The 20946-nt window shown below is 73.2% G+C and carries 12 protein-coding genes; 2 read left to right on the forward strand and 10 right to left on the reverse strand.

Going from position 1 to position 20946, the window contains the following annotated elements:
- Window positions 1–1235: 1235 nt before the first annotated feature.
- Genes VSR01_RS09605 through VSR01_RS09620 form a run of 4 tightly spaced genes read right to left on the reverse strand, consistent with a single transcriptional unit; the run spans window position 1236 to window position 9005 of the window.
- The gene (locus VSR01_RS09605) at window positions 1236–2564 is read right to left on the reverse strand and encodes a toxin glutamine deamidase domain-containing protein (protein ID WP_326448832.1); all 1329 of its coding nucleotides are present in this window, start codon (window positions 2562–2564) and stop codon (window positions 1236–1238) included.
- An 11-nt stretch (window positions 2565–2575) separates the two neighbouring features.
- Entirely contained in the window at window positions 2576–4987 is a 2412-nt protein-coding gene (locus VSR01_RS09610) for a hypothetical protein (RefSeq protein ID WP_326448833.1), read from the reverse strand.
- The gene (locus tag VSR01_RS09615; RefSeq protein WP_326448834.1) at window positions 4984–8004 is read right to left on the reverse strand and encodes a hypothetical protein; all 3021 of its coding nucleotides are present in this window, start codon (window positions 8002–8004) and stop codon (window positions 4984–4986) included. Before VSR01_RS09615 ends, VSR01_RS09610 begins: the two co-directional genes overlap by 4 nt.
- Window positions 8001–9005, reverse strand: a complete 1005-nt coding sequence (locus tag VSR01_RS09620) for a toxin glutamine deamidase domain-containing protein (RefSeq protein ID WP_326448835.1) — start codon at window positions 9003–9005, stop codon at window positions 8001–8003. Before VSR01_RS09620 ends, VSR01_RS09615 begins: the two co-directional genes overlap by 4 nt.
- Before the next feature lie 1001 nt (window positions 9006–10006).
- Between VSR01_RS09620 and VSR01_RS09625 the strand changes: the two genes are divergently transcribed.
- Together VSR01_RS09625 and VSR01_RS09630 are read left to right on the forward strand one after the other, a co-directional pair.
- Window positions 10007–10945, forward strand: coding sequence for a hypothetical protein (locus VSR01_RS09625; RefSeq protein WP_326448836.1), 939 nt, complete (start codon window positions 10007–10009; stop codon window positions 10943–10945).
- A 4-nt stretch (window positions 10946–10949) separates the two neighbouring features.
- Window positions 10950–11648 (forward strand): hypothetical protein, encoded by a 699-nt coding sequence (locus VSR01_RS09630; protein ID WP_326448837.1) that lies wholly within the window; start codon window positions 10950–10952, stop codon window positions 11646–11648.
- A 683-nt stretch (window positions 11649–12331) separates the two neighbouring features.
- Here VSR01_RS09630 and VSR01_RS09635 read toward each other — a convergent pair.
- The 6 genes from VSR01_RS09635 to VSR01_RS09660 all read right to left on the reverse strand — a co-directional run bounded on the left by VSR01_RS09635 (window position 12332) and on the right by VSR01_RS09660 (window position 20777).
- Window positions 12332–14866: a WXG100 family type VII secretion target gene (locus tag VSR01_RS09635; protein WP_326448838.1), complete on the reverse strand. Its 2535-nt coding sequence runs from the start codon at window positions 14864–14866 to the stop codon at window positions 12332–12334.
- 85 nt (window positions 14867–14951) lie between these two features.
- Window positions 14952–15806, reverse strand: coding sequence for a type VII secretion system-associated protein (locus VSR01_RS09640; RefSeq protein ID WP_326448839.1), 855 nt, complete (start codon window positions 15804–15806; stop codon window positions 14952–14954).
- 3 nt (window positions 15807–15809) lie between these two features.
- Window positions 15810–16133: a hypothetical protein gene (locus VSR01_RS09645; protein ID WP_326448840.1), complete on the reverse strand. Its 324-nt coding sequence runs from the start codon at window positions 16131–16133 to the stop codon at window positions 15810–15812.
- A 64-nt stretch (window positions 16134–16197) separates the two neighbouring features.
- A complete protein-coding gene (locus tag VSR01_RS09650; protein ID WP_326448841.1) occupies window positions 16198–16638 on the reverse strand; it encodes a YbaB/EbfC family nucleoid-associated protein in 441 nt (146 codons plus the stop codon).
- A gap of 159 nt (window positions 16639–16797) precedes the next feature.
- Window positions 16798–17748, reverse strand: a complete 951-nt coding sequence (locus tag VSR01_RS09655) for a hypothetical protein (RefSeq protein ID WP_326448842.1) — start codon at window positions 17746–17748, stop codon at window positions 16798–16800.
- 443 nt (window positions 17749–18191) lie between these two features.
- The gene (locus VSR01_RS09660; protein WP_326448843.1) at window positions 18192–20777 is read right to left on the reverse strand and encodes a hypothetical protein; all 2586 of its coding nucleotides are present in this window, start codon (window positions 20775–20777) and stop codon (window positions 18192–18194) included.
- Window positions 20778–20946: the final 169 nt, after the last annotated feature.

Here is a 20946-nt window from a genome sequence, read left to right on the forward strand (position 1 = left end):
CTGGGTCGGCATGCGCCCGGGTTCCGCCTGGGAAACGATCCGCCCGTCCCCCGAGCCGAAGAACAGAAGATCGATATGCCGCGCACGCTGTTCATCAAGCTCTGCATCAGTAGCCGCCGCCGGATTCTCCCGACGCAAACCCTCGGATTTGATGCCCCAGCCATTCCCGCGTGGCACCACAGGCATCCCCGCCCGCCTCAGCGCCTCCGCCTCCAGCTCCCCCGCCACGCTTGCGGGTTTGGTGAGGTGGTGCAGCCGCCTCCTGATCGCGTTCTCCCAGCCCGGCGCTTCCTTCCTGTGCTGGGTCGGCAGGACGCCGGGGTCCGCATGGGAAGCGATCCGCCCGTCCTCCGAGCCGAAGAACAAAAGATTGATATCCCGCGCACGCCTTGCATCAGTAACCGCCGCCGGAGTCTCCAAACCCTCGGATGTAATGCCCCAGCCATTCCCGCGTGGCACCACAGGCAGCCCACACGCCTCCAGCGCCGCCGCCTCCAGCGGCCCCGCCACGTAATCGGGAGAGGTGAGCTGGTGCAGCCGCATCCTGGTCTTATCCTCCCAGGCCGGCGCACCCTTCCTGCTCCAGGTCGGCAGGACACCGGGGTCCGCACGGGAAGCGATCCGCCCGTCCTCCGAGCCGAAGAACAGAAGATTGATATGCCGCGCACGCTGTTCATCAAGCTCTGCATCAATAACCGCCGCCGGAGTCTCCAAACCCTCGGATGTAATGCCCCAGCCATTCCCGCGTGGCACCACAGGCAGCCCACACGCCTCCAGCGCCGCCGCCTCCAGCGGCCCCGCCACGCTTGCGGGTTGGGTGAGGTCATGCAGCCGCTTCCTGATCTCGTCCTCCCAGTGCGGCGCACCGTCCCTTCTACTGGCCGGCAGGACGCCGACTGTCGCGTGCGGGCCGGAGAACAGACGACTTATCCGCTCCGCATTTTGTACATCAGGAGATGCGTACTCCGGCTCCCAGTTCGGGTCGTCTGCTTCGAGGGCCGATGTGTCGTGCTGGTCGGTGACAGAGTGGTCGGTGCCGGCGAGCGCGGCGGTGTCCTGCGCCGATTCCGCCCGGCGCGAGCGGCGCGAGCCCCCGCCGGGCGCCCCGCCGTACAGCCCAGGCGGGGCCAGCAGATTCGCGATCGCCCGGACCTGCGCGGCGGTCCACGGCTGTCCCGGCTCCCCCCGAAGCGCGGGAGGCAACTGCCCATACAGCTCGGCCACCCTCGCCGCGGTCACCGACACCCCGGGCCGGTGCGCGTCGTGGTCCGCCCAGGCAGCATGCACCGCCGCCAGCAGACCCGCGTCCCAACCCGGACCCTCGCCGACCGAGGACTCCTCGGGCGCCGCCACCTCGATGGAGTCCCGCCCGTCCGACCACACCACGCGGCCGGGCGCCAGGTCGTCGACGGTCTGGGCGAGCACGTCCGCGCCCAGGCCGCGCAGCCGTTCTCCCGCAGACAGGACCTCGTCCTGCCGCCCTCCGGCCTGTCCCTGCTGGCCTCGCGCTCCGGCCTGCGGGCGCCGACGCCTGCGGCGCCGGCCGGTGCACCGTACTCGTCGGTCACCGGGTGGTCGACGTGGGGCAGTTCGGGGTGCTCGGACTCGGTGACCCCCGCAGGCGCACCGTTGGAGCCGGCGTAGGTACGGCCGGTGCTCGTCACGACCAGGACCTGGGCCAGCGCGGCAGGCAGGTCGGGCGCCTCGGCGGTCGTCGCCACGGATCGCCCGTCCGACGGCTGCAGGTCGATCCACTGCACCGGGCCCCGGGGCAGGCTGTGGGCGAGGAAGGCATGGCCCAGCTGGTTGGGGCGCTGCACCAGGATGAATGCCGTGGAGTTGGGCCCGGCCTCACGCAGCGCCTGCGTCACCTCTCCCCACGTGGACGGACGCGTCCACCCCTCGCCGGGTGCGATCCGGGCCCGCGAGCCCCTTCCGCCGAGAACCCTGTCGTCAGTGGTCCACGGGGGCGCGATGCCCTGCGGGAAGAAGTCGCGGCCGACCTCTTCGACCAGCGCGAGACACGAGTTGGGAGACAGCGTGCCGCCGCTGCGTGCGGCGACCCGGCGGACCGCGGCACGAAGCCGGCCGAGGAGCTGAGCCGACGTCAGCGACAGCCGGGGGCGGTCCGCCACCGCGCCGCGGACCTCGTCGGCACGCGTCGGTTCCGCGCCTCGCCCCATGCCGGCGACACCGGAGACCGGCTCGGCCTCCCACGCGAGGGCCCCGTTCTCCAGCGCCTCGTCGTCGATGTCGACTCCGAGGAACTCTCCCGTCACAGGCCGGCCCCGCTCGGGCGCGGCGTGTTCGGGCGGCGGCGCATAGCCCGCGCCCCCCGGGCCCTCCGGGGAGTCCGGGGGTGGGTCCCCGAGCACCTCGTCGTACCCGGGCAGCTCGTCGTACCCAGGCGGCTCCTCGTGCACGGTCGACGCCTCGTACCCGGGCGGCTCCTCGTGGTCCTCCACGTCCGAGTGGCCACTCGACGAACCGTCGTCCTGAACGGGCGGCTGGTCGACACGGCGCTGGGGACCGCCCGAACCGTCCGCACCGTACTCGTCGGTCACCGGGCGGTCGATCAGCGCGAGAGCGTCGGACGCGGACTCGGCCAGGGGCAGACCGACGGGGGCGGGGGCGCGGTCCGTTTGCTGCTCCGGCCGGCGATCCGCGTCCGGCGGGCGTACCGCGTGCTGGGCCTCCTCGTAGCCCGGCGGATCGTGCGGCGGCACCTGGGACGGCGGCCGGGCATCCAGCCGACCGTCCAGTCGGCCGTCCAGTCGGCCGTCAGCCGCCGGCCTGGGCCGGGCGGCCAGCCGCCGGGCGATGTCGAACGCCTGCGCCGCGAGCGGGCCGGTGTGCAGACGCTGCGGCAGACCGCTGTCGTAGTGGCCCAGGATGGTCTGCCGGTCCGCGGTGCCGGCGAGGCCCATCGCGGCCAGATCGTGCTCGACGGCGGCGACCAGGACGTCTTCGCCCTGCAGGTTGAGCGCCGGGGCCGGCCGCCGCCGGCGGCGGGAACGTCGCCGCCCGTATCGGCATCCCTCGGCGGTACGTGGAGACGAGGCAGTCCGTACCGGCTCCGCACCGTATTGTGCATGTCGACGGACCAGTGCCCGAGTCGGAAGAAGTCGGCCGCCAGGTCCGCCGGAGATGAGACGGCTGCGGCGAAGTGCGGCGCCTCCAGCCAGACGGCCTGCAGCCGGCGGCCGACGCTCCTCGGGATGTTGAGGTCCTGTCCGCGGAAGCCGGCGCCGCCCCTCGTCACGTCACCGGCCTGGGTGTACGGCCCGCTGTCCAGGAGCAGATCGTCCACGAGCAGACCGTCCAGGAAGTCCCCGATCGTATCGGAGGTGCGACCAGTTCTGACGGGAAGCCGCCAGTCGAGCACGTCGGTGAACTCATCGCCCGCGTACCCGACCAGTGTGTCGGTGAGCTCCTGCCGTATCCGATCCCTCTCGTCCGCCAAGAACGCCCGGGCCACCGGACCGAGGCCGACCCGCACGGCGGCGAGCTCTTCGTGGAGGACCAGCGCGGCGAATGCGGCGGCTGTGCCCGGACCCGACCCGCTCTGCACCGCACGGGCGGCAGCAGCGCTCTGGGAGTAGCCCAGCACCGCCGCGTCCCGCACCACATGCCAGTCTCCGTTGGTGCGGGCGGAACCCGGTCCCCGGTGGCTTTGGGCCCATTCCAGGAAGGAGTGCGCAACCCGGTCGGCGAAGTCGAGCGCGGCATGGCCGTCCGCAGCCTGCTGCGGGGTGTCTGCGGACGCGTCCAGGACCTGACGCATGAAGTCCGCGATCCCGCCGATCTGCACCGACTCGTGGAGGCTGACCGCCATCGTCCCCGTGCCCGACGGGTCCTGCCACACCGGCACGCCCGACGACGCGTCGGCCACCTGGTACCCGGCCGGCGCGGGGAAGATCGCCGCCAACCCCGCGTTGGGCGGTGCGGCGGCCAGCCTGGTCAGGACGTCCTCGAACGCCGCCATCACCTGCGCCCGGTCCACCCCGTCATGGGACCCGCCCGCCAGGGCAGAGGCAGGTTCCGAGATCACCTTCAGAACATGTGTCCCGCCAGAACCTTCGGCGCTGATGCGCAGGACACCGGGCAGTTCCACCAGCGTCCCGCCGTGCGCGACAGGAGCGTCCGGGGGCAGGAAGTACCCGTCCAGGACCGCCTCCCAGCCACCCGCCGGGTCGAACCCGTCGGTTGCCCCGGTGGGCCTGAGCGGATACCGCATGAGCGGACGGTCCATCGTGTTCGTCGGATACGGATCGACCGCGCCGACCATGCGCCGGGGGGTGACCACCGTGTGCAACAGCGACTCGATCGCCCACTCCAGCCGGTCGACGGCGTTCGACCGCATGGCGTCCGACGGCTCGGCCGCGCGCCAGGCCGACACGGCGGCCAGCACCTGCCGCAGATCACCCTCGCCCGGCCACCGCGGCAGGCGCGCCACCGCGCGGTCGATCGCCCTCGTCTCAGCCGACCTGCGCCGCCCGGGGACACCTGACGACCGCCGCCAGCCCTGAACGACCTCACGCGCCACCCGGTCCGCGCGCTGCCCGACGAACTCCCGGGACAGATGACCGATGTAGGAGGGTGCCGCCATCAGCTCGAAGCCGTCCGGATCGCTGTAATCCGGCACAGGCGCCTGCGCCGCCTCGTAACCCTCGGTCGATGGCCGGACGCCCTGCCGCTCCGCCGTGTCCGGCACGGCGGGGGGCAGGGCCCGCAGGAAGGAGGCGCCGGGTGCCCTGACGGTCCGGGCGTCGTCGACGCCGTCGGCTTCGGGGAAGGTACCGATCTGGTGGGCTTGAGAGGTGCGCGGCAGGTAGAGGTAATCGACCCGGAAGAGCGGGAATGCGATCGAACCGCCGAGGTGCTCATCGGTGACCGTGATGTGCACAGGCTGGCCGAGTGCGACGGCCACCGCGTCGGCGAAACTGAACAGTTCCTCCGGTAGGCGGGCGTGGGGATAGACCATCACGACCGGCTGGTCCGGCCTCCTGCCCAGTGCTTCCAGCAGGGCCGCGAACTCCGGCCCGGACGGCCAGAGGCCACCCGACGCCCCGAAGACGTAGGGGATTCCCTGCGAGGTCGCCGTCCGGACGACGAAGGCATCGGAGCGGCCGAACCGGTCACGGACCGCCGCGAAGTCCGGCCGGCCCCGCTGTCGGTCAGTTCGTGCACGTGGGAGGCGAACACCGCGCCGGCGCCGCCCGGTTCGGGAACGACGAGTATCCGGCCCAGCGGCCGGAGCCGGTCCAGGCCGGTCACACCGGCCGGGAGCTCCCAGCCCACGGACCCGGCGGAGACCGTCTCGGACTGGCCTGACGGCGGGGCGCCTTCCGCGGCGGCGGACGCGTCGGCTGCCGCCGGCTCGGTGTCCTGGCCCGCCGCGTCCAGCGCACCGCGCTGCGGATCGGCCGGCCCGTCGGTGGCGTCCTGAAGCGTGTGCGGAGCGACCGGTTCGCTGGCCGCCGACCGCGCCGCGGCCTCGTCGGTCACGCGGCCCGAAGCCTCCGCCGAACCGGACTCCCGGGTTTCGGACCCGGCCTCGCCGGTTCGGGGACCGTCTTCGGCCTGCGGCACCTGTCCGGTGCCCGCGGCCCAGCCCAGGGCGGTCCCGCGCGGCGCCTCCGCTGCGAAGCTCCACATCAGGGGGGCCTCGGGGGTCCGCCAGGCCGGGACCAGCGACGCGCCGAGCGTGTCCAGCGCGGCGCCCAGATCCGGCCCCAGCGGGACGTCCCGCCCGCCCCGCCCGGCCCGCGTCCAGCCCCAGCGCGGGTCGGTGTCCACGGTCATGCCCCCCGCGGCGGACGCTTCCGGCGCACCCGCGGTGATCACGGAGGCAGAGAGCTGCACCGGGTGCCCGGACGGCGCGATCACCACCGCGTCCGGCGAGCCCAGCTCTTCCGCGACCCGGCTCCCGAACGACGGCGTCCTCGCCCCCCGCAGACCGGCACGGCCCGCCTGGCCGGCCACCAGCACCACCGGCACCGGCGCGTCCCGCTCCCACGCGGTGTTCTCCTCGATCCAGCCGGCCACCTCCCGCGCGCCACGCCACCGGCCGTCCAGATAGAACCTGTCGCCGCCTGCCCAGTACAGGCCCGGGACGAGCACGGCACGCTCGGCCCGCGGCAGCCTCGTCCACATACGCTGCCCGTCCGCATGGCCCGACTCCGTCTGCTGCCGGGCCGGCGCCGTACCGTCGGCCTGCGGCAACTCCGTCCAGGTGACCCGGTCGGTGAGAGTCAGGTCGGCCCGGCTCGGGAACCGCGTCACCGGGAGCGCCGAGGCCGCGGCGGTCTGCGCAACGGCGGACGGACCGGCGGACGGACCGGTGGAGGGGACGGCGGACGGGACCGTCCCGAGGTCCTCGGTGGCCTGCCACCTGTGGCTCCACAGCACGGGGGTGTCCGGGGGCGCGGCGGCCGGGGTCAGCCGCACTCCGTGCCTCTCGAGCAGCGCGGCGCCCAGATCCGGCCCCAGCGGGACGTCCCGCCCCTCCGGCCCGGACTCCATCCAGCCCGTGGCCGGTCCTGTGCGCATGGTCACGGCACCCGGACCAGCGGCTTCCAGCGCACCCGCGGTGATCCCGGTGGCAGAGAGCTGCACCGGGTGCCCGTACGGCGCGATCACCACCGCGTCCGGCGAGCCCAGCGCCTGCGCGACCCGGCTCCCGAACGACGGCGTCCCCTCCGCTCGCAGAGCACCACGGCCCGCCAGCCCCGAGACCAGCACCACCGGCATCGGTACCGGCGCGTCCGGCTCCCATGCGGTGTTCCGCCGGATCCAGCGGGCCACACCCGCCGCGTCACGCCAACGACCGCCCACGAGGAAGGTGTCGTCAGCCGGCTGGTAGGGCCCCGGCAACAGCACGGCGCCCTCGGCCGAGGGTCCCGCGTGCCAGCCGTGGTTCGCGGTCGAGAACTCCTCGTCGCGCGGGAATCGCGGCCTGGCCATCACCGTCAGCCCGGCGCCGTGAGCGACGGCGGCCTGGGTGTCGGTGAGGTGGGCGAAGTCGCGGTAGGCGTCCAGCGCGTCCTGGCTCAGCCCAGGGGTGGCGATCGGATTAGCCCGCAGGGGGATCGGCGTGGACCCGAAGAGGGTGGCCAGCAGCTCGATGAGCGGGGCGGGTTCGGTCTCCCGCAGCCGGTCGGCGCCGTTGTTGCGCTGCTGGCCGGTGTAGGGGTCGCGGCCGTGGTTGGTGCCGAGATAGGCGTTGACGGACTGGGCGAAGTACTCCACGGCACTGCGCGAGGAGTAGTTGTCGGCGGGCCTGCGCGTGGAGTCGGCGAGCCTGCGCGTACCGTCGGGCCACTGCGCGTCCGGACCGGCGGCGCGCTTGGCGTCGTACACCGCGCGGATGAGGCCGCGTTGACCCTCCGTCAGGCCCCACTCGTAGATCATGTGCGCCAACTCGTGCGTGGCCGCGGAGTACCCGTCGGGGTAGTGCCCGCCGGGGCGGCCGACACCGGCGGTCTCGCCGACGAGGTTCTCCTCGGGGATGGCGACGAAGGCCTCCTGACCGGGATGGGTGGTCAGCCCGCGCAGGTCGTCGACGGGCCGGTCACCGCCGCTGTCGGGGTGCGCGGTGAGGTTCTGAAGGCCGGCGAACTCGGGCAGGTCCGTGACGCGCAGACCGCGTGGCACGACCACCACCTGGACGCCGTTGTCGCTGAGCCGGCCCACCGTGGCAGGGTCCCGCAGCATCGGTCCGAGCAGCCGACTCGCTTCGACACGGGCGCTGGCGGGCTGCTCCACCTCATCGGGTATGCGGAGCCGGCTCTCGATGAACTCCGCGGCCTCCGGCAGCATTTCGGACCGGACCGCCCGGCCGGAAGAGGTCGGCTGCGGTACTCGGGACGGCCGTTCGCCCTCGTGCGCCATCGGTGGCGCGGCGTACGGCCCCCAGGCGTGCCCCGCTGCCTCAGCTGCCAGCTGCGCGTAGTCCGGCGGGGGTTGGATCTGCTGGAGATGCCGGTCCAGCTCGATCGTCATGAAGAGATCGCCGGCGGGTAGAGGGGCCGGGCGCTGACCCGTCCGAGCTGGGCGTCGACCCAGAAGATCTGGCCCTGGTAGTTGACCGCGTTGTATTCGTGCGCATTCCCGTTCTGGTGCCGGAACGCGATGATCGCCGAAGAGCCGTGGCCGTTGTCCAGCAACCGGTCCGCCAGGGACCGGTACACCTCCGCCGCGCTCGTGTGGTGCGTCCGCCACCGGGCGTTCAGCCACTGCGCCGTCCGGTCGTTCCCGGTGCTCCGGCTCTCAGGATCGTCCGGACGCAGCACCGCGGCGGCGACCGTCGGCCGGCCGTGCCAGGTCGCGATGAAGGCACGCGACGCTTCGACACAGTTGACCAGGCGGCCGCTGGTACGGCGCGCGCCGGAGCGAGGCTGCCGCCCGTTGATCCGCTGGACCCAGCTGGCGGATCCCAGGTCGGTGAGGATACTGTTCCGCGGTTGACGGCGGTTGAGGCTGCGGACCGGTCCGGCCAAACCGTAGGTGAAACCCCGTGGATCCGGAAAGCGCTGATGGCCGCCGCGCCGGTCGAGCGGAAAATCCTCCTCCAAATGCGCCTGCAGAGACGCCTCCTGCTCCGGGGACGGACGCTCCAGCCAGCCCGATGCGTAATCACCTTCCCTGAAACTCCGCAGGGTGTCGGCCGGGGAGCCCGGCTGCGGCGTGTATTCCTGGCCGGCGGGGTATCCGCTGTCCGCGGACGCATGGGAATACTGCATCGGCGGTGCCGCGTAGGGCCCCAGGGAGGCCGTCGGGACCTCCTGCGTGGCCTGCTCAGCTGTCTCCGGGACAGGCGCGACGTCCTGCCGCGAAGCCGACGTCGTGCCGGAACGCTCCCCGGCGGACGACGTCGCGGGCTGCTGCCGGGCCGGGTCCTGCGGTACAGGAGTCCGGGCCGCGGCGCCGCTGCCGTCGTAACGGGCGACGCCGAGCGGCGCCTCGGGGCCGTGGCTCCACACGATGGGGGCGTCGGGCGGCACGGGGCCGGCGACAGCCGCACTCCGTGCGGTTCCAGTGCGGCCTCCGCCTCCGTCGCCTGGACCGACTGCGAACCCTCACCGAGCCCGCCCTCAACAGGAGCACTCGGCTCCGACCCGGACTCGACGGGGACGTGCACGGTCCCGGCGGGTGCCTGTTCCAGACCGTCCTGGTTCTCGGAAGGCGACCCGTCAGCAGAAACAGACGGCTCCCCGCCCGGTCGCGCTCCTTCCCACCACTCGTCGATGGCCCTGTCGATCCGCGACTCGATCTCGCCCGGATCCATCCCCAGGTCCTGCAATCGCTGACGGGCAAGGGCCAACCGCGCCGCCGTGCTGTTGAATTCACCAGGATCAGCAGCCCCGGACCGCATGTTCCGACGTGCCTCGACGTCGTCGTACGGCAGAACATGGTCCAGGCCGAGCCTGGCTGTGTCATGGCTCGTGACCGCGTCGTTGTACTCCTTCCACGCAGCGACACGCTCCGCCGGCGAACCCTGCCCACCGGCGCCGGCGATCGCCTCTTCCATGGCGGAGGTCCAGGTGTCAGGGACCGCCGGCGCATCCGACCGGCCGTTCCTGGCCTCGGGAAGCGACCGGTCGGCGGCGGCACCGGTGGCGCGGGGCTCCGGTTCGGCGTGGGCCGACGCCTGCTCCTGGGGGCGGGCGGACACGGTCTGCTCCAGCGGAACCGGCTCGTGGAGCAGCTCATCGGCGGCGTGGTCCGTGGGGCGGTTGGCGACAGGCGTGGTCCGCGGCGGCGACGGCTGCTGGACCGTTGTCTGGACGGACTGCGGGCCGTCGCCGGGGCCGGCCTCGGCGGGAGAACGCAGTTCCGACGGGGCTCCGGACTCGGGCGCCGGCTCCGGCTCCCGCTCGGACGAGGACTCCGGCTCGGGCGAGGGTCCGGACTCGGGCGAGGACTCCGGCCCTGGCGGACCGGGCGGCGCCGGAGGGGGGTCGGAGGACGGGAGGGAGTCCAGCGTGCTCTGGAAAGTGTTCTCGTGGTCCTTCTCGTGTTCCAGCCATGCGGCGATGTTGTGCTCATGCGGCGCGAAGAGGTTGTCGAAGGTGCGGACGGTCTCCTTGCGGAAATCGTCGGCGGTTTCCTTGTAGAGCACGTCCGCGGGCGAGAGCCTCTCCCCCACGGGGGCTTCCAGCTTCACGTCCTCGTCCCAGCGCAAAGGATGGAAATCCTCGGCGGCGCCCTCCAGGACCTGCCTCAGGTTGAATTCGTGGTCGAACCTCGCCTCGACCGAGGCATCGAGCTGCGCGCGGTTGTCGTCGTAGGAGTGGGCGGGCCGGTTGTCGTCACCGTCCCAACGGGGCTGGACGTGGCCCCGGGTGTCCGGCTGCTTCAGGTGGCCGAACCAGTGCTCGTCCACCATCTTCTCGTTGACGTGGGTGAGTTCGGTGGTCAGGCGGTCCTGGGCGCCCTCGTCGAGGGACCGCAGGTACTCGTCCTCGTAATAGCCGAACGCCTCGTTCAGCCGCTCCTGCAGATCGGCATTGCGGAACTGCCGGAACTCGGCATGCCCGATCCGACTGCCCAAGGTGTCGAACATCCGGCCGACGGTCTGCTGCCAGTTGCGCGCGAACTCCGCCTCCGCGCGAGCTGCTGCCACCTCCGGATCGGCGGCCTCCAGTACCTGCTGGAAGGACCTGCGAAGGTCGTCCTGGAACTCCTGACGGAGCCTGGCGAGCTCCTCCCCCCGAATTCCTCCGTTTCCGTCGACGACCGCCCGGACTCGCTGTCCGTCTCCGTATCCGTCGACGACCACCCGGAGTCGCTCTCCGTCTCCGTATCCGTCGACGACCACCCGGACTCGCTCTCCGTCTCCGTATCCGTCGACGACCACCCGGACTCGTCCCCGCCGAATTCCGGCCGGGGCGGGCCCCAGCAGGCTCGGCCTCCCCCAGGGGCCACTGGAGGGACATGGTGAGGTCATGCTCGAACTCCCGACGGAGCCCGGCAAGGTCTTCCGCGCTGATCCCGGGCCGTGCCGATTGCGCGAGCCGACCGTCCAAAGCGTTGTGCATATCGTGGACGGTCTGCTGCCAGTTGCGCGCGAGCTCCTGCGCGCGGGCGGCTGCCCCGTCGGCGGCCAGCCGTGCGCGCTGGTAGGACATGTGGATGTCGTCCTGGAACTCCTGACGGAGCCTGGCGAGGTTCTCCTCGTCGAGTACGTGCTCCGGCAGCCGCTCCGTGACGGGCTCGGGGTCGACGATCTCGTTCAGCTGCCGCGTGGCCTGCGCGACCTCCCTGGACGAGTCCGCAAGCAGTCCGATCCGCTGGGGCAGGTTCTCGCGCAGCGCCGAGACCTCTGCGTCGATCGCCCCCCTCTGCGCGGCTTGGTCGTCGGGGAACTCTTTGTGGGCGCGGTCGACGATCGAGCGGACCTTCGCGAAGGTGTCGGCGCGCAGGTGGGACAGCGACGTCGGTACGAAGCCGTCCTCGCCGGGACGCGGCTTGCCGTTGTCGGTGTCGTAGGTCGGGTCCTTGTAGTGGTCTGTCTCATAGTCGTCGCGACTGGGCAGGCCCTCCGCCTCCTGGAGGTACCGCCCTCCGAACAGGTCGCTCTGCCGTACCTGCTCGACGGCGTCGGCGAAATCCTTTTCCATGCGGACCAGTTCGGCATGGCGTGAGGACGCGTTGGCGAAGTAGCGGTCGGCGGTCGCCATGTGCTGCGCGTAGGCTTCGTCCCACGCCGCTCTGTGGTAGCCGTCAGGGCCCTTCGCCTGCCACCGCGCCTTGAAGTCGTCGAGGACGGCGCGGAGGAAGTACTCCTCCGCCTGCCGGTGACCGATGCTGTCCTCGGGCAGGTACTGGCCGCTGACCAGGTCCTTCTGGACGAAGTTCCGGTAGCCGTCCTTCAGGGCCACGGCCGCATGACCGGGTTTCTCCTGCTGGAAGTAGTACAGGAACTCATTCGTACGGGCGTCGCGGCCGGCGCGGTAGTCGCTCCACTGGGCCACCGGCTCGAGCGGAGACGGACCGGTATCCGGCGGCGTGAGAATGTCGCCGGACGGATCGCTCCCGGACCCGGGGTGCTCGTTCCCGGACCCGGGGTGCTCGTTCCCGTGCGCCTGGGACGACGTCCCGGTTCCGGCCCCGGTCGGCCCCGTCGGAGCGCCGTCCGGCGTCCGGGCCGGGTGCGGAGACGTGGCGGCCTGGGCGGCATACGACTGCGCGACCTCGCCTTGGTGCGCCTGTCCCCCGGTGGGAGCGGACTCTGCTCTGTCGGAATCCGACGAGGTCACGTCCTGTCCACGGATCGGGGCACGGGCGGGCGGCGGACCCTCGGAGATCGGCTGCGGCCCGCCGGGGGTCAACTCGGGCTGCCGGGGTCCGGTCTCCTGAGCGCCAGGCCCGCGCGGACCACTCCGCCGCGCGTCGGTTTCCTGGACGCCGGGCTCGGACGAACCGTGCTCCTGCGGGCCGGGCTGCTGCGAGCCGGGCTGTCGCGGTCCCGTCTCCGGCGCGCCGTCCTCCGGCGGCCGCGACGCACGAGGGGGCGCGCCTGAACCGCCCGTCGTGGTGGTCCGCGGCGTCGGCTGCGATCCGACGCCGGTGTGCGTCGAGCCGCCGCCCGGCTGCGGCACGATGCCGGCGGGCGGCTCCGGGGAGATGGTCCTGTCCGCGGGCGCGGTGGGCGTCTCGACCTCGCGCGGCTCCGGCGCGGTGGGCGCCCCAGGCTCGCGCGGCTCCGACACGGTGGGCGCCCCGGGTTCGTGCACCGCCCCGCGGGAGGGCGGTGGCACCGCCGACGCCGGGGACTCGTGCGCCGTGGAGGGCGTGCCCTCGTGCGTTCCGGCCGCGGCGGCGCCGGTCGGCGGAAGGTGCGGCGCGGGGACCTCGACCTCCGTGTGCGGGCCGTCCAGGCCTCGCAGGCTCGCGCTCCCCGCCTCCGGAGGCTGCCCGGCGGACGGTTCGAAGGAGCCATGAGGGGATGGCGGGATCGGCCGGTACTCGGCAGGGTGGAACAGGCCGCGCGACTGGCCGCCGGCGGGGGAGCCTCCGAGGGCGGGGGTTCGGACACCCTCACGTCCGGCTGGGGCCCCTGCGGCCCTTCCAGACCGGGCAAGCCACGGTCGGGAGCGGTCCACGGCGTCGACGGCGTGCCGGACGGGGTTCGGGGCCCGTCACCGAACTCCGAGACCCGCGACGGCGATTCCCCGTCATCGATCTCCGAGACGACGACGTTGCTCCCCACCGACCTGTCGTCCAGCGAGGACACCACGCTCGTCGCGTCGCCATTCGCCGGATAGCGCTCGTCGAGCCGATCGGCCACCCGGTCCTTCGGTCCGGGTACCTGGCCGAGCGCCTCGGCGGTCAGCCTCGTCCCCTCCGCGGGGGGCGGGGCGGGCCTGCTCAGGTCGGACGTGATCGGCGGCGTGCCGGACGGGGTTCGGGGCTCGTCACCGAACTCCGAGACCGGCGGCGGCGTACCCTCGTCGTCTTGGAAACCGCCCAGCAGCGGGTCGCGCTCGCCCCCCTCGAGGCCCCCGGCAGACCCCTGGTACGGCTCGTACGGCGCATACCGCTCGACGGACGACGAATCGGCCTCGCTCTCCCAGCCGTCGAACTCACCTCGCCCCTCACCCGCCGCACGCGGCCCACCGCCCGGCCCGTCGACCGAGAGGCCGACACCGCGACCGAAGGGACGGGACCCGCCCCCGCCAGAGAAAGAAGCGGTCTCCGCATCCTCGTCCTGGAAACCGCCCAGCAGCGGGTCGCGCTCGCCCCCCTCGAAGCCCCCGGCAGACCCCTGGTACGGCTCGTACGGCGCATACCGCTCGACGGACGACGAACCGGCCTCACTCTCCCAACCGTCGAACTCACCCCGCCCCTCACCCGCCGCACGCGGCCCGCCGCCCGGCCCGTCGACCGAGAGGCCGATACCGGGGTCGAAGGGGCCGGACCCGCCCGCGCCCTCGGGAGGAGCGGTCTGCGGGCCCGGGGTCTCGGTGGACACGCGCGGAACGGCGCCGCCGAGGTCGGGCGGCGTCTCGTCCATCTCCGGGATCTTGGCGTAGCCCTCGCCCTCCGGGCCGCCCTTGCCGCCGCGCAGCGCCGGAATGTGCCCGATCGCGCCGCCGACCAGGCCCGCGACGAAACCGAGCCCCGGGGAGCCGTCGAGGCCGAACGCCGCGTCCGAGGCCGCCGTCCCGGCCATGCCGCCGAGGCCGCCCAGCGCCATCTTGCCGAGGAGCGAGGAGACGATGGCTTCCCCGGGCTTGCCGAGCGCTCCCACCCCCGCGAACAGCCCGCCGGTGATGGCTCCGGAGATCGCACCGGACCCGACGGCGATGATGAGATCGCCCCAGTCGAACTGGTGCCGGTGTCCCTCGGCGAACTGGATGCCCTGGGCCGCCGCGGACATGAGACCGCCGATTCCCGCGCCGATCGCGGCGGCCAGTGCCACTTCCGCGAGGATTCCCAGGATGATGCTCCGGCCCGCGGCGAGCCATTGGCCGATCAACCAGGGGGCCCACCAGGCGAGGAAGGCGATCTCCGCCGCCAACGAGGCCAAGGTCATCAGGATCATGAGCTTGGCGTACTCGATCTTGACCGCGAACTCATCGATCTTGTCGGCCAGTTGTTCGCAGGCCGACGCCACGTCCTCCAGGTTCGTCTGGAACTTCCGCAGATAGGACTCGAACTGCTCCGCGGTCGCGCCCGACACACCCGCCCGGACGTCGGAGAGCACGTCCCCGAACCGCTCGGAGATCGAGCGCAGTTGTTGCGCGTAGTCCTTGTGCGCCTGGCACAGGGCCCATAGTTTGTCCTCGTCCGCCTTCGGCCAGGTGCCGCCGGCCAGGGCGGCCACCCACTCCAGCTCCGGCGGCATCATGATGCTCATGCGTGCCACCCGCCTTTCCGGGCATGCCGAAGCACGGCGCCCGCCGCGGAACGGGCAGGCGCCGGGACGGCGGACGGGGAGCCGGTCAGAGGAAGTCGCCCCTTTCGACGTCGGCCGCGGCGGCGGAGCCGTCATCAAGCGGGGGTGCGACGGGAGCAGACGGCACGGCGACCCCGGCCGGACCGCCCGGACCGTCGTCGTCGGAGGGGGCAGCGGTGCCGCCTTCCGCCGCCGGCGCGGGCAGCAGGTCGTCCAGGGCGCCGAGCCAGCCGTCCTCGTGGTCCGCGACGCCGGCGGCCTCGACCGCCTCGCGCAGCGGCCCGAGTTCCAGCGTCATGCTCACCGGGCCGGAGGGGTTGAGGAAGAGCAGATGGCCTTCGGGCACCAGGTCGAGCAGTTCCGGGGCCCGCATCGGCCGGAAGGACAGCCGGCCCGCGGTCTGCAGGTGCTGCGGCGAGGTGAACACCGGCACGACCGGGGTCTCGTCGTCCGGCGCCAGGGCGGACAGCGGCGCGCCGCCCGGCGCCATGAACACCGCGACCTCCTGCTCGGCCAGGGCGCGCGCGATGTCCTCGGGCGGTCCGTAGTCGGTGGTGGCCAGCTGGATCGCCGCGTCCACCGGGTCGGTCGGGTCGGCCCAGCCCAGGGCCCTGGGCGAGGGGCGGTAGTCCTCGTTCTCCTGCCACTCCACGATCTCGCCGTGTTCGTCGGAACGCCAGCTGCCGATCATCGCCCACTCCGGCGGCTCGCCCTGCCCCGACCACGTGGGGTCGATCAGGCCGAACCAGTGGTCGGGGGCGAGCCTGGCGGCTTCCACGACGTGGTCGGGCGGCGTCGGCATCTCGTGGGGGGCCTCTTCCCCTCCTTCGGCTTCCTCTCCTGCGCCCCCTTGCGATGCCGTGATCGCCATGTCCTCGGGTCCTTCCGGGGTGCTGCTCATCCGTCACGCACCGTCGGTCGGTTCGATCGCCACCTGCTGGCCGGTGATGACAGCCTGGGCCTCGATGGCGTTCAACGCCGCCACCAGGTCGTTCAGTTGGCCTGCCGCGTCATCGAGCGCCGCGCCGCCGTCGGTTCCTGCCTTCAGCGCGTCGGAGTGGGGCTGCAGGTATTCGCCCGCGAAACTCTTGCCGTTCTTGTCGTCACCCCACGGCTGGCCGAGGGCCTGCGACCGTTCCTCCAGGTCGTGGGCCGCCTGCTTCAGCGTCCACGCCAGTTCGCCCAGTGCCTCGGCGGCCAGATGGATCTTGTCGGTGTCGACGTGCACCGGACCGTCCCCGGAGGACCCGGAGGATTCGGACGACGAAGAGGCACCCCCGTCGTTCCCGCCGCTACTCACGTCCGCCGGCCTTCGTCGCGCCCAGTCCCTGTTCGAGGTACGCCCGGACCGCGTCGGGCATGCGCACGTCCTCGGGGATCAGCACACGCGGGTCGAAGTCGCCCCGTGCCAGCGCGGCCGGCGTCAGGCCGCCGGGCAGGGGTCCGAGGGCTGTCTCCATCACCTGTTCCAGCGCCTTGGCACGGGCCTTCTCCAGGGTGCTGACGATCACCTTCGAGAGTTCCTTCGGCGCCATCGTGCGGTAGGCGTTGGTGGGGAACTCCAAGGCGGTCACCTGGCCCTGTGCGCCGACGGTCACCTTGACCGAACGCCGGGGCGCGGTCGCCGTGGCCTCGATCTCGTTGATGCGGCGGTGGGTGTCCACCGCCTGCTCCCGCGCGGTGCGGTACTCGGTCAGCAGATCCTCGATCTGCTGATCGTAGGGAGACGGCATGGGTGTCCTCCTGCCTGCTGTGGTCCCCACCGGTCGGACGCGGTCGAGTCAAGTCCGGCGGACCTCGGATACCAAGGGACTGCGGCCGTGGTTGACCGCGTGAACAGCCGCTTCTGCCCTCGTGCACACCGGCCGCCGCCGCGCTGCGGCGGCCGGAGGTCAGCCGGGGGTGCCCGTACGGCGCGGGCCGGTCCCCCAGATCTCCTCGCTCTGCCGCAGCAGGTCGGCGACGCTGGACTCGCGGTCGTCCGGCTGCTTGCCCTTGGCGCCCTTCCGGCCGTTGGCTTGAGCGTCGGTATCCTCCGGCCCGCCGGAGTTCTGCGCGGGCGGCGGTTCCTCGGGCCCGGTCGCGCAGGTGAACTCCATGCGCCGCGGGGTTCCGGGCCCCGGCGGCTTCGGCTTCCAGGCGGGCCGTACCGGTTCGCCGAACGGCTCCGCCTCGCCCGCGGTGTTGAGGCGTCCGACCGCGTACGCGGCGCCGGCGGCCCCGATGAGGGCGGCCGTCTCCTGGTCCGCGGTGAGCACGCCGGACCCGGCGGCGTGGGCGGATGCCCCTGCGGCGGGTTCCCCGAGCAGGTGCAGCAGCGAGGTGTCCGGCGCGTCCCAGGAGGACACGTCGTCGACTGCCGGTCCCGCGGCGGCGGTCACGGGGTCAGCGGGTGCGCCCGCACTGATACGCGCGGCGTCGCCTGGGGCAGCGGGAACGTCGGCGCTGGAACCGGCGGCGGGTGTACGCGCCCCGGAGGCCGCGGTCTGCACCGGCCTGCGAAGCGATCCCTCGACCGGCGAGTGCGGAGAGGTGTGCGCCGTAGCCTGAAGCGGACTGCCGCTCGGACCGGCCGAGCTGCCCGATCCGGCCGAGCTACCCGAACCGGCCGTGCCGGCCGCACCGGCGAACTGCCCCCGTACGGGCTGGGCGGGGGCTACGGTGCCGGCCGACGCGGCGACGGTCGCGCCCGCCGGGTGGGTGAGCGTCTCGTACGCCTCCCCGTCCGCCGGGTGGCCGTGCGCCGGGGAGGCGGCCACCTCGGCCGGCTGGGCCTGCGCGGCCGGTTCCCTCTCTGCCTGGGCGATCTGGTCCGCGCCCGCCTCCGCCCCGACGTCGTCCACGCCCGGAGCGCGCGGACCCCGCGCTTCGAGTCGCAGGGGGACTGCCGCGGGCGTGACGGCGGCAGCCTCGGACACGGCGTCGGCCGTCTCCGGAACCCCTGCCTCCGATGCCTGCGTTCCCTCCTGGGGGCCGACTCCCTCATCGGGGGTCGCCGAAGTGGCGTCCGGACGAGCGGCGTCCGGCGCGCCGGAGCCGGCCGGGCCGACCCCCTGCGAGCCGGCGCCCTCCCCAGCGGCCGTCGCTGGAACAGCGCCCGCCGGACTGGGCCCGGCGGGAGCGGCCTCCCACAGTTCGGACCCCGCGTCGACCACGGCGTCCGGCGCGCCGGAGCCCGCAGGAGAAGTCCCGTGCGGGCCGACACCCGGCTGCGCAGCGCCCGCCGGGACCGCCCCCGCCGAAGCGACCTCTTGCGAGGGCGAGCCGGCTCGCGCCTCGTCGGACGTCATGGGGGCATCATCCGCTGACGTGGCGTCCGGCGCACCGGCGCCCTGAGCCGGGGCGGTTTCCCAGAGCGCGTCCTGCCACGCCGTGGACCGCTCGCCGCGGCGGTCGTCCGGGCGGCCGGCCGCGCCCGCCCCGGAACCGGCCGCGGCGCCCCACGCGCCGGCCGCCAGGAAGGACAGCCCCTCCAGCATGGCGGTCGCGGACTCGTCGGCCGGCGATGCGGTGTCACGGGCGGCATCCGGGCCGGCGGGCACGCCGGTCGGCGCGGCGGCGGTCGCGGAGCCGGCGTCATCCGCCCCAACAGCGGGTCCGGCCGCGGGTCCGGCCGCGGGTCCGGCCACGGCCGCGGCGTCGCCGCCGGGCAACCACAGGCGCCCCGCCCCCGGCGCCGCGCCCGGCGAGGAGCCGGCATCGACGCCGTGCCGCACCGGGGTGACCGACCACGGCTCGCGGTCGCCGGCCAGGAGTCCGGACGCGTCGGACGCGGGCCGGTCGCCGTCGCTGTTCCCCCGCCCATGCCGCCCATTCCGCCCATCGGCATCATCGGCGTACTGGCGGCGGTTGCGCCCGGGCCTTGCGCGGGCGTGCCCCCGTCGGCCGCCGAACCGTCCAGACCGACCAGACCGTCCGGACCCGCCGGGGAGGACGGCCCGCCCGGCAGATCGAGGCCCGGAGCACCGGACGTCGGAGCGCCCGACAGACCGCCCGACAGACCGCCGGACCCGGCTACGGACGTGTCCCCGCCCAACAGGTCGTGCGAGGACTGCGGGCCAGGCAGGTCGAGGCCAGGCCCGCCCGGCGCCGTACCGTCCGGCAGACCGCCGGCCCCGCCCAGCGACGTGTCCCCCAGCCACGGCTGCGCACTGCCCTGCAACAGACCCGACGCATCCGACGACGGCACGTCCGAACCGCCCGCACCCGCACCGCCCGCACCCGAACCCATCCCACCCATCGGCATCATCGGCATCGACGAGCCCACAGTGCCGGGACCGCCGACGCCCTGAGCAGGTGTATCCGCTGCGAACGCCAGGGTGTCGAGCCCGTCCAGTCCGCCGAGTCCGCCGAGTCCGTTGCCGACGGACTGCGGGTTTGGCAGGTCGAGGCCAGGACCGCCCGACGCCGTACCGTCCGGCAGACCGCCGGCCCCGCCCAGCGACGTGTCCCCCAGCCACGGCTGCGCACTGCCCTGCAACAGACCCGACGCATCCGACGACGGCACGTCCGAACCGCCCGCACCCGCACCGCCCGCACCCGAACCCATACCGCCCATCGGCATCATCGGCATCGACGAGCCAAGGGTGCCGGGACTGCCGGCGATCTGGCCGGCCGGGTCGGAGGCGAGGGAGGTGTCCGGATAGGGCTGGAACTGCTCGCCGAGGTTCGGCGCGGCGGTTCCGGTCGTGTTCAGGGCGGGCAGGTCGGAGCCGGGGTAACCGGACGCCTCGGACGGTCCGGAGTATCCGGGGAGGTCGACGCTGCCCGGGCTGCCCACGGAGCCGGTGCCGAAGTCGTCGGCACTGTCCGGATACGGCGAGAGACCCTTGCCCGTGTCCTCCGACGCCCCGGTCTTGCCTCCGCCCGTACCCGTGCCGAGCGAGAGGCCGGGATACGGGACCGGGCCGGGCATGTCCCCGGTGACGGGCGCGGTGCCGCCGGGATTCAGGGCCGCGTCCATGGTCGGGTCGAGCGTGCCGTCGCCGGGCAGGCCGTCGCCCGGCAGGCTTCCGCCGTTGCCGAGCGAAGGGTTCCCCTGGTAGTCCTGCACGCCCGGGTAGTCGGAGGGCAGGCCGCCGTCGACGCCGCCCGGCCCGTCGCCGCCGAGGCCCGGAAGGCCGCCGACCGCGCCGGTGTCGCCGCCGGGATACGGCACAGGACTGTCCGCACCCGTGTCGCCGAAGTCCGGCAGGTTCCCGCCGGCGCCATCGGAGCCGCCGCCGGGGTACGGCGCAGGACTCCCCGAAGCCGCGAAGTCCGGCACCTGCCCGCCGCCGGCACCGGAATCGCCACCACCGGGGTAGGGCACCGCGCTTCCCGGACCCGATGAACCGAAGTCCGGCAGATTGCCGCCGTCGCCGGCCGAACCCACATCCGGGTACGACGTAGGATTGTCCGGACCCGACGAGCCGAAGTCCGGCAGATATCCGCCGCCGCCCGAACCCATGTCGGGATACGGGACGGGATCGCCGGAGTCGCCGTAACCGCTGGAGTCTGTGGGGCCCGGGCCTCCCGACCCGTTGGCCGGATTGTCGGGCGGCGTGGAGTAGGCGGCGTTCTCGATGGTCACCCGGTAGTGGTCCGCCAACGAGCTCATCACCGCCCGCATGTCGGCGCTCATCCGGTCCGAGAGCCCCGGGACCTGGCTGACCGCGACACGCCCGTCGTCCATCGTGATGTCCCGGAGGTGAGCATGCGCCCACTGCAGAGCCTTCATGGCGTACCAGCTGTCGATGTCCTCGAGCCTCATGATGGCGTACCTCAAGGTCGCCGCATCATTCGCCAGTTGCTGCGGAACGTCATAGTCACCGGTGATGCCGCCGGACAGCTTGTCAGCCATGTCCTGCGTCTGCTTCACCAACGTCGTCATGACACCGTTCAAAGCCCCGGCAGCAGCACCCTGCCACGGCCCGTCCGGCCCCGTAAGCGCCCCGACCTGATCACCCAGCTTCTCAGCCGCGTCACCAAGCACCTTCTGCACGTACCAGAAAGCATCCGCAGCATCCTGAAGCGTCTGAGGATTGGACACCGCCGAACCG

Origin of the sequence: Actinacidiphila sp. DG2A-62 (assembly GCF_035825295.1) — a bacterium.
In the GTDB taxonomy this organism is placed as follows: Bacteria; Actinomycetota; Actinomycetes; order Streptomycetales; family Streptomycetaceae; genus Actinacidiphila.

Bases quoted from the DNA above. Each gene is read 5' to 3' on its own strand.
- VSR01_RS09615 (WP_326448834.1), bottom strand. From the start codon at position 8,004: ATGACGATCGAGCTGGACCGGCATCTCCAGCAGATCCAACCCCCGCCG.
- VSR01_RS09630 (WP_326448837.1), top strand. From the start codon at position 10,950: ATGCTCGAACTCCCGACGGAGCCCGGCAAGGTCTTCCGCGCTGATCCC.
- VSR01_RS09635 (WP_326448838.1), bottom strand. From the start codon at position 14,866: ATGAGCATCATGATGCCGCCGGAGCTGGAGTGGGTGGCCGCCCTGGCC.
- VSR01_RS09640 (WP_326448839.1), bottom strand. From the start codon at position 15,806: ATGAGCAGCACCCCGGAAGGACCCGAGGACATGGCGATCACGGCATCG.
- VSR01_RS09650 (WP_326448841.1), bottom strand. From the start codon at position 16,638: ATGCCGTCTCCCTACGATCAGCAGATCGAGGATCTGCTGACCGAGTAC.
- VSR01_RS09660 (WP_326448843.1), bottom strand. From the start codon at position 20,777: ATGACGACGTTGGTGAAGCAGACGCAGGACATGGCTGACAAGCTGTCC.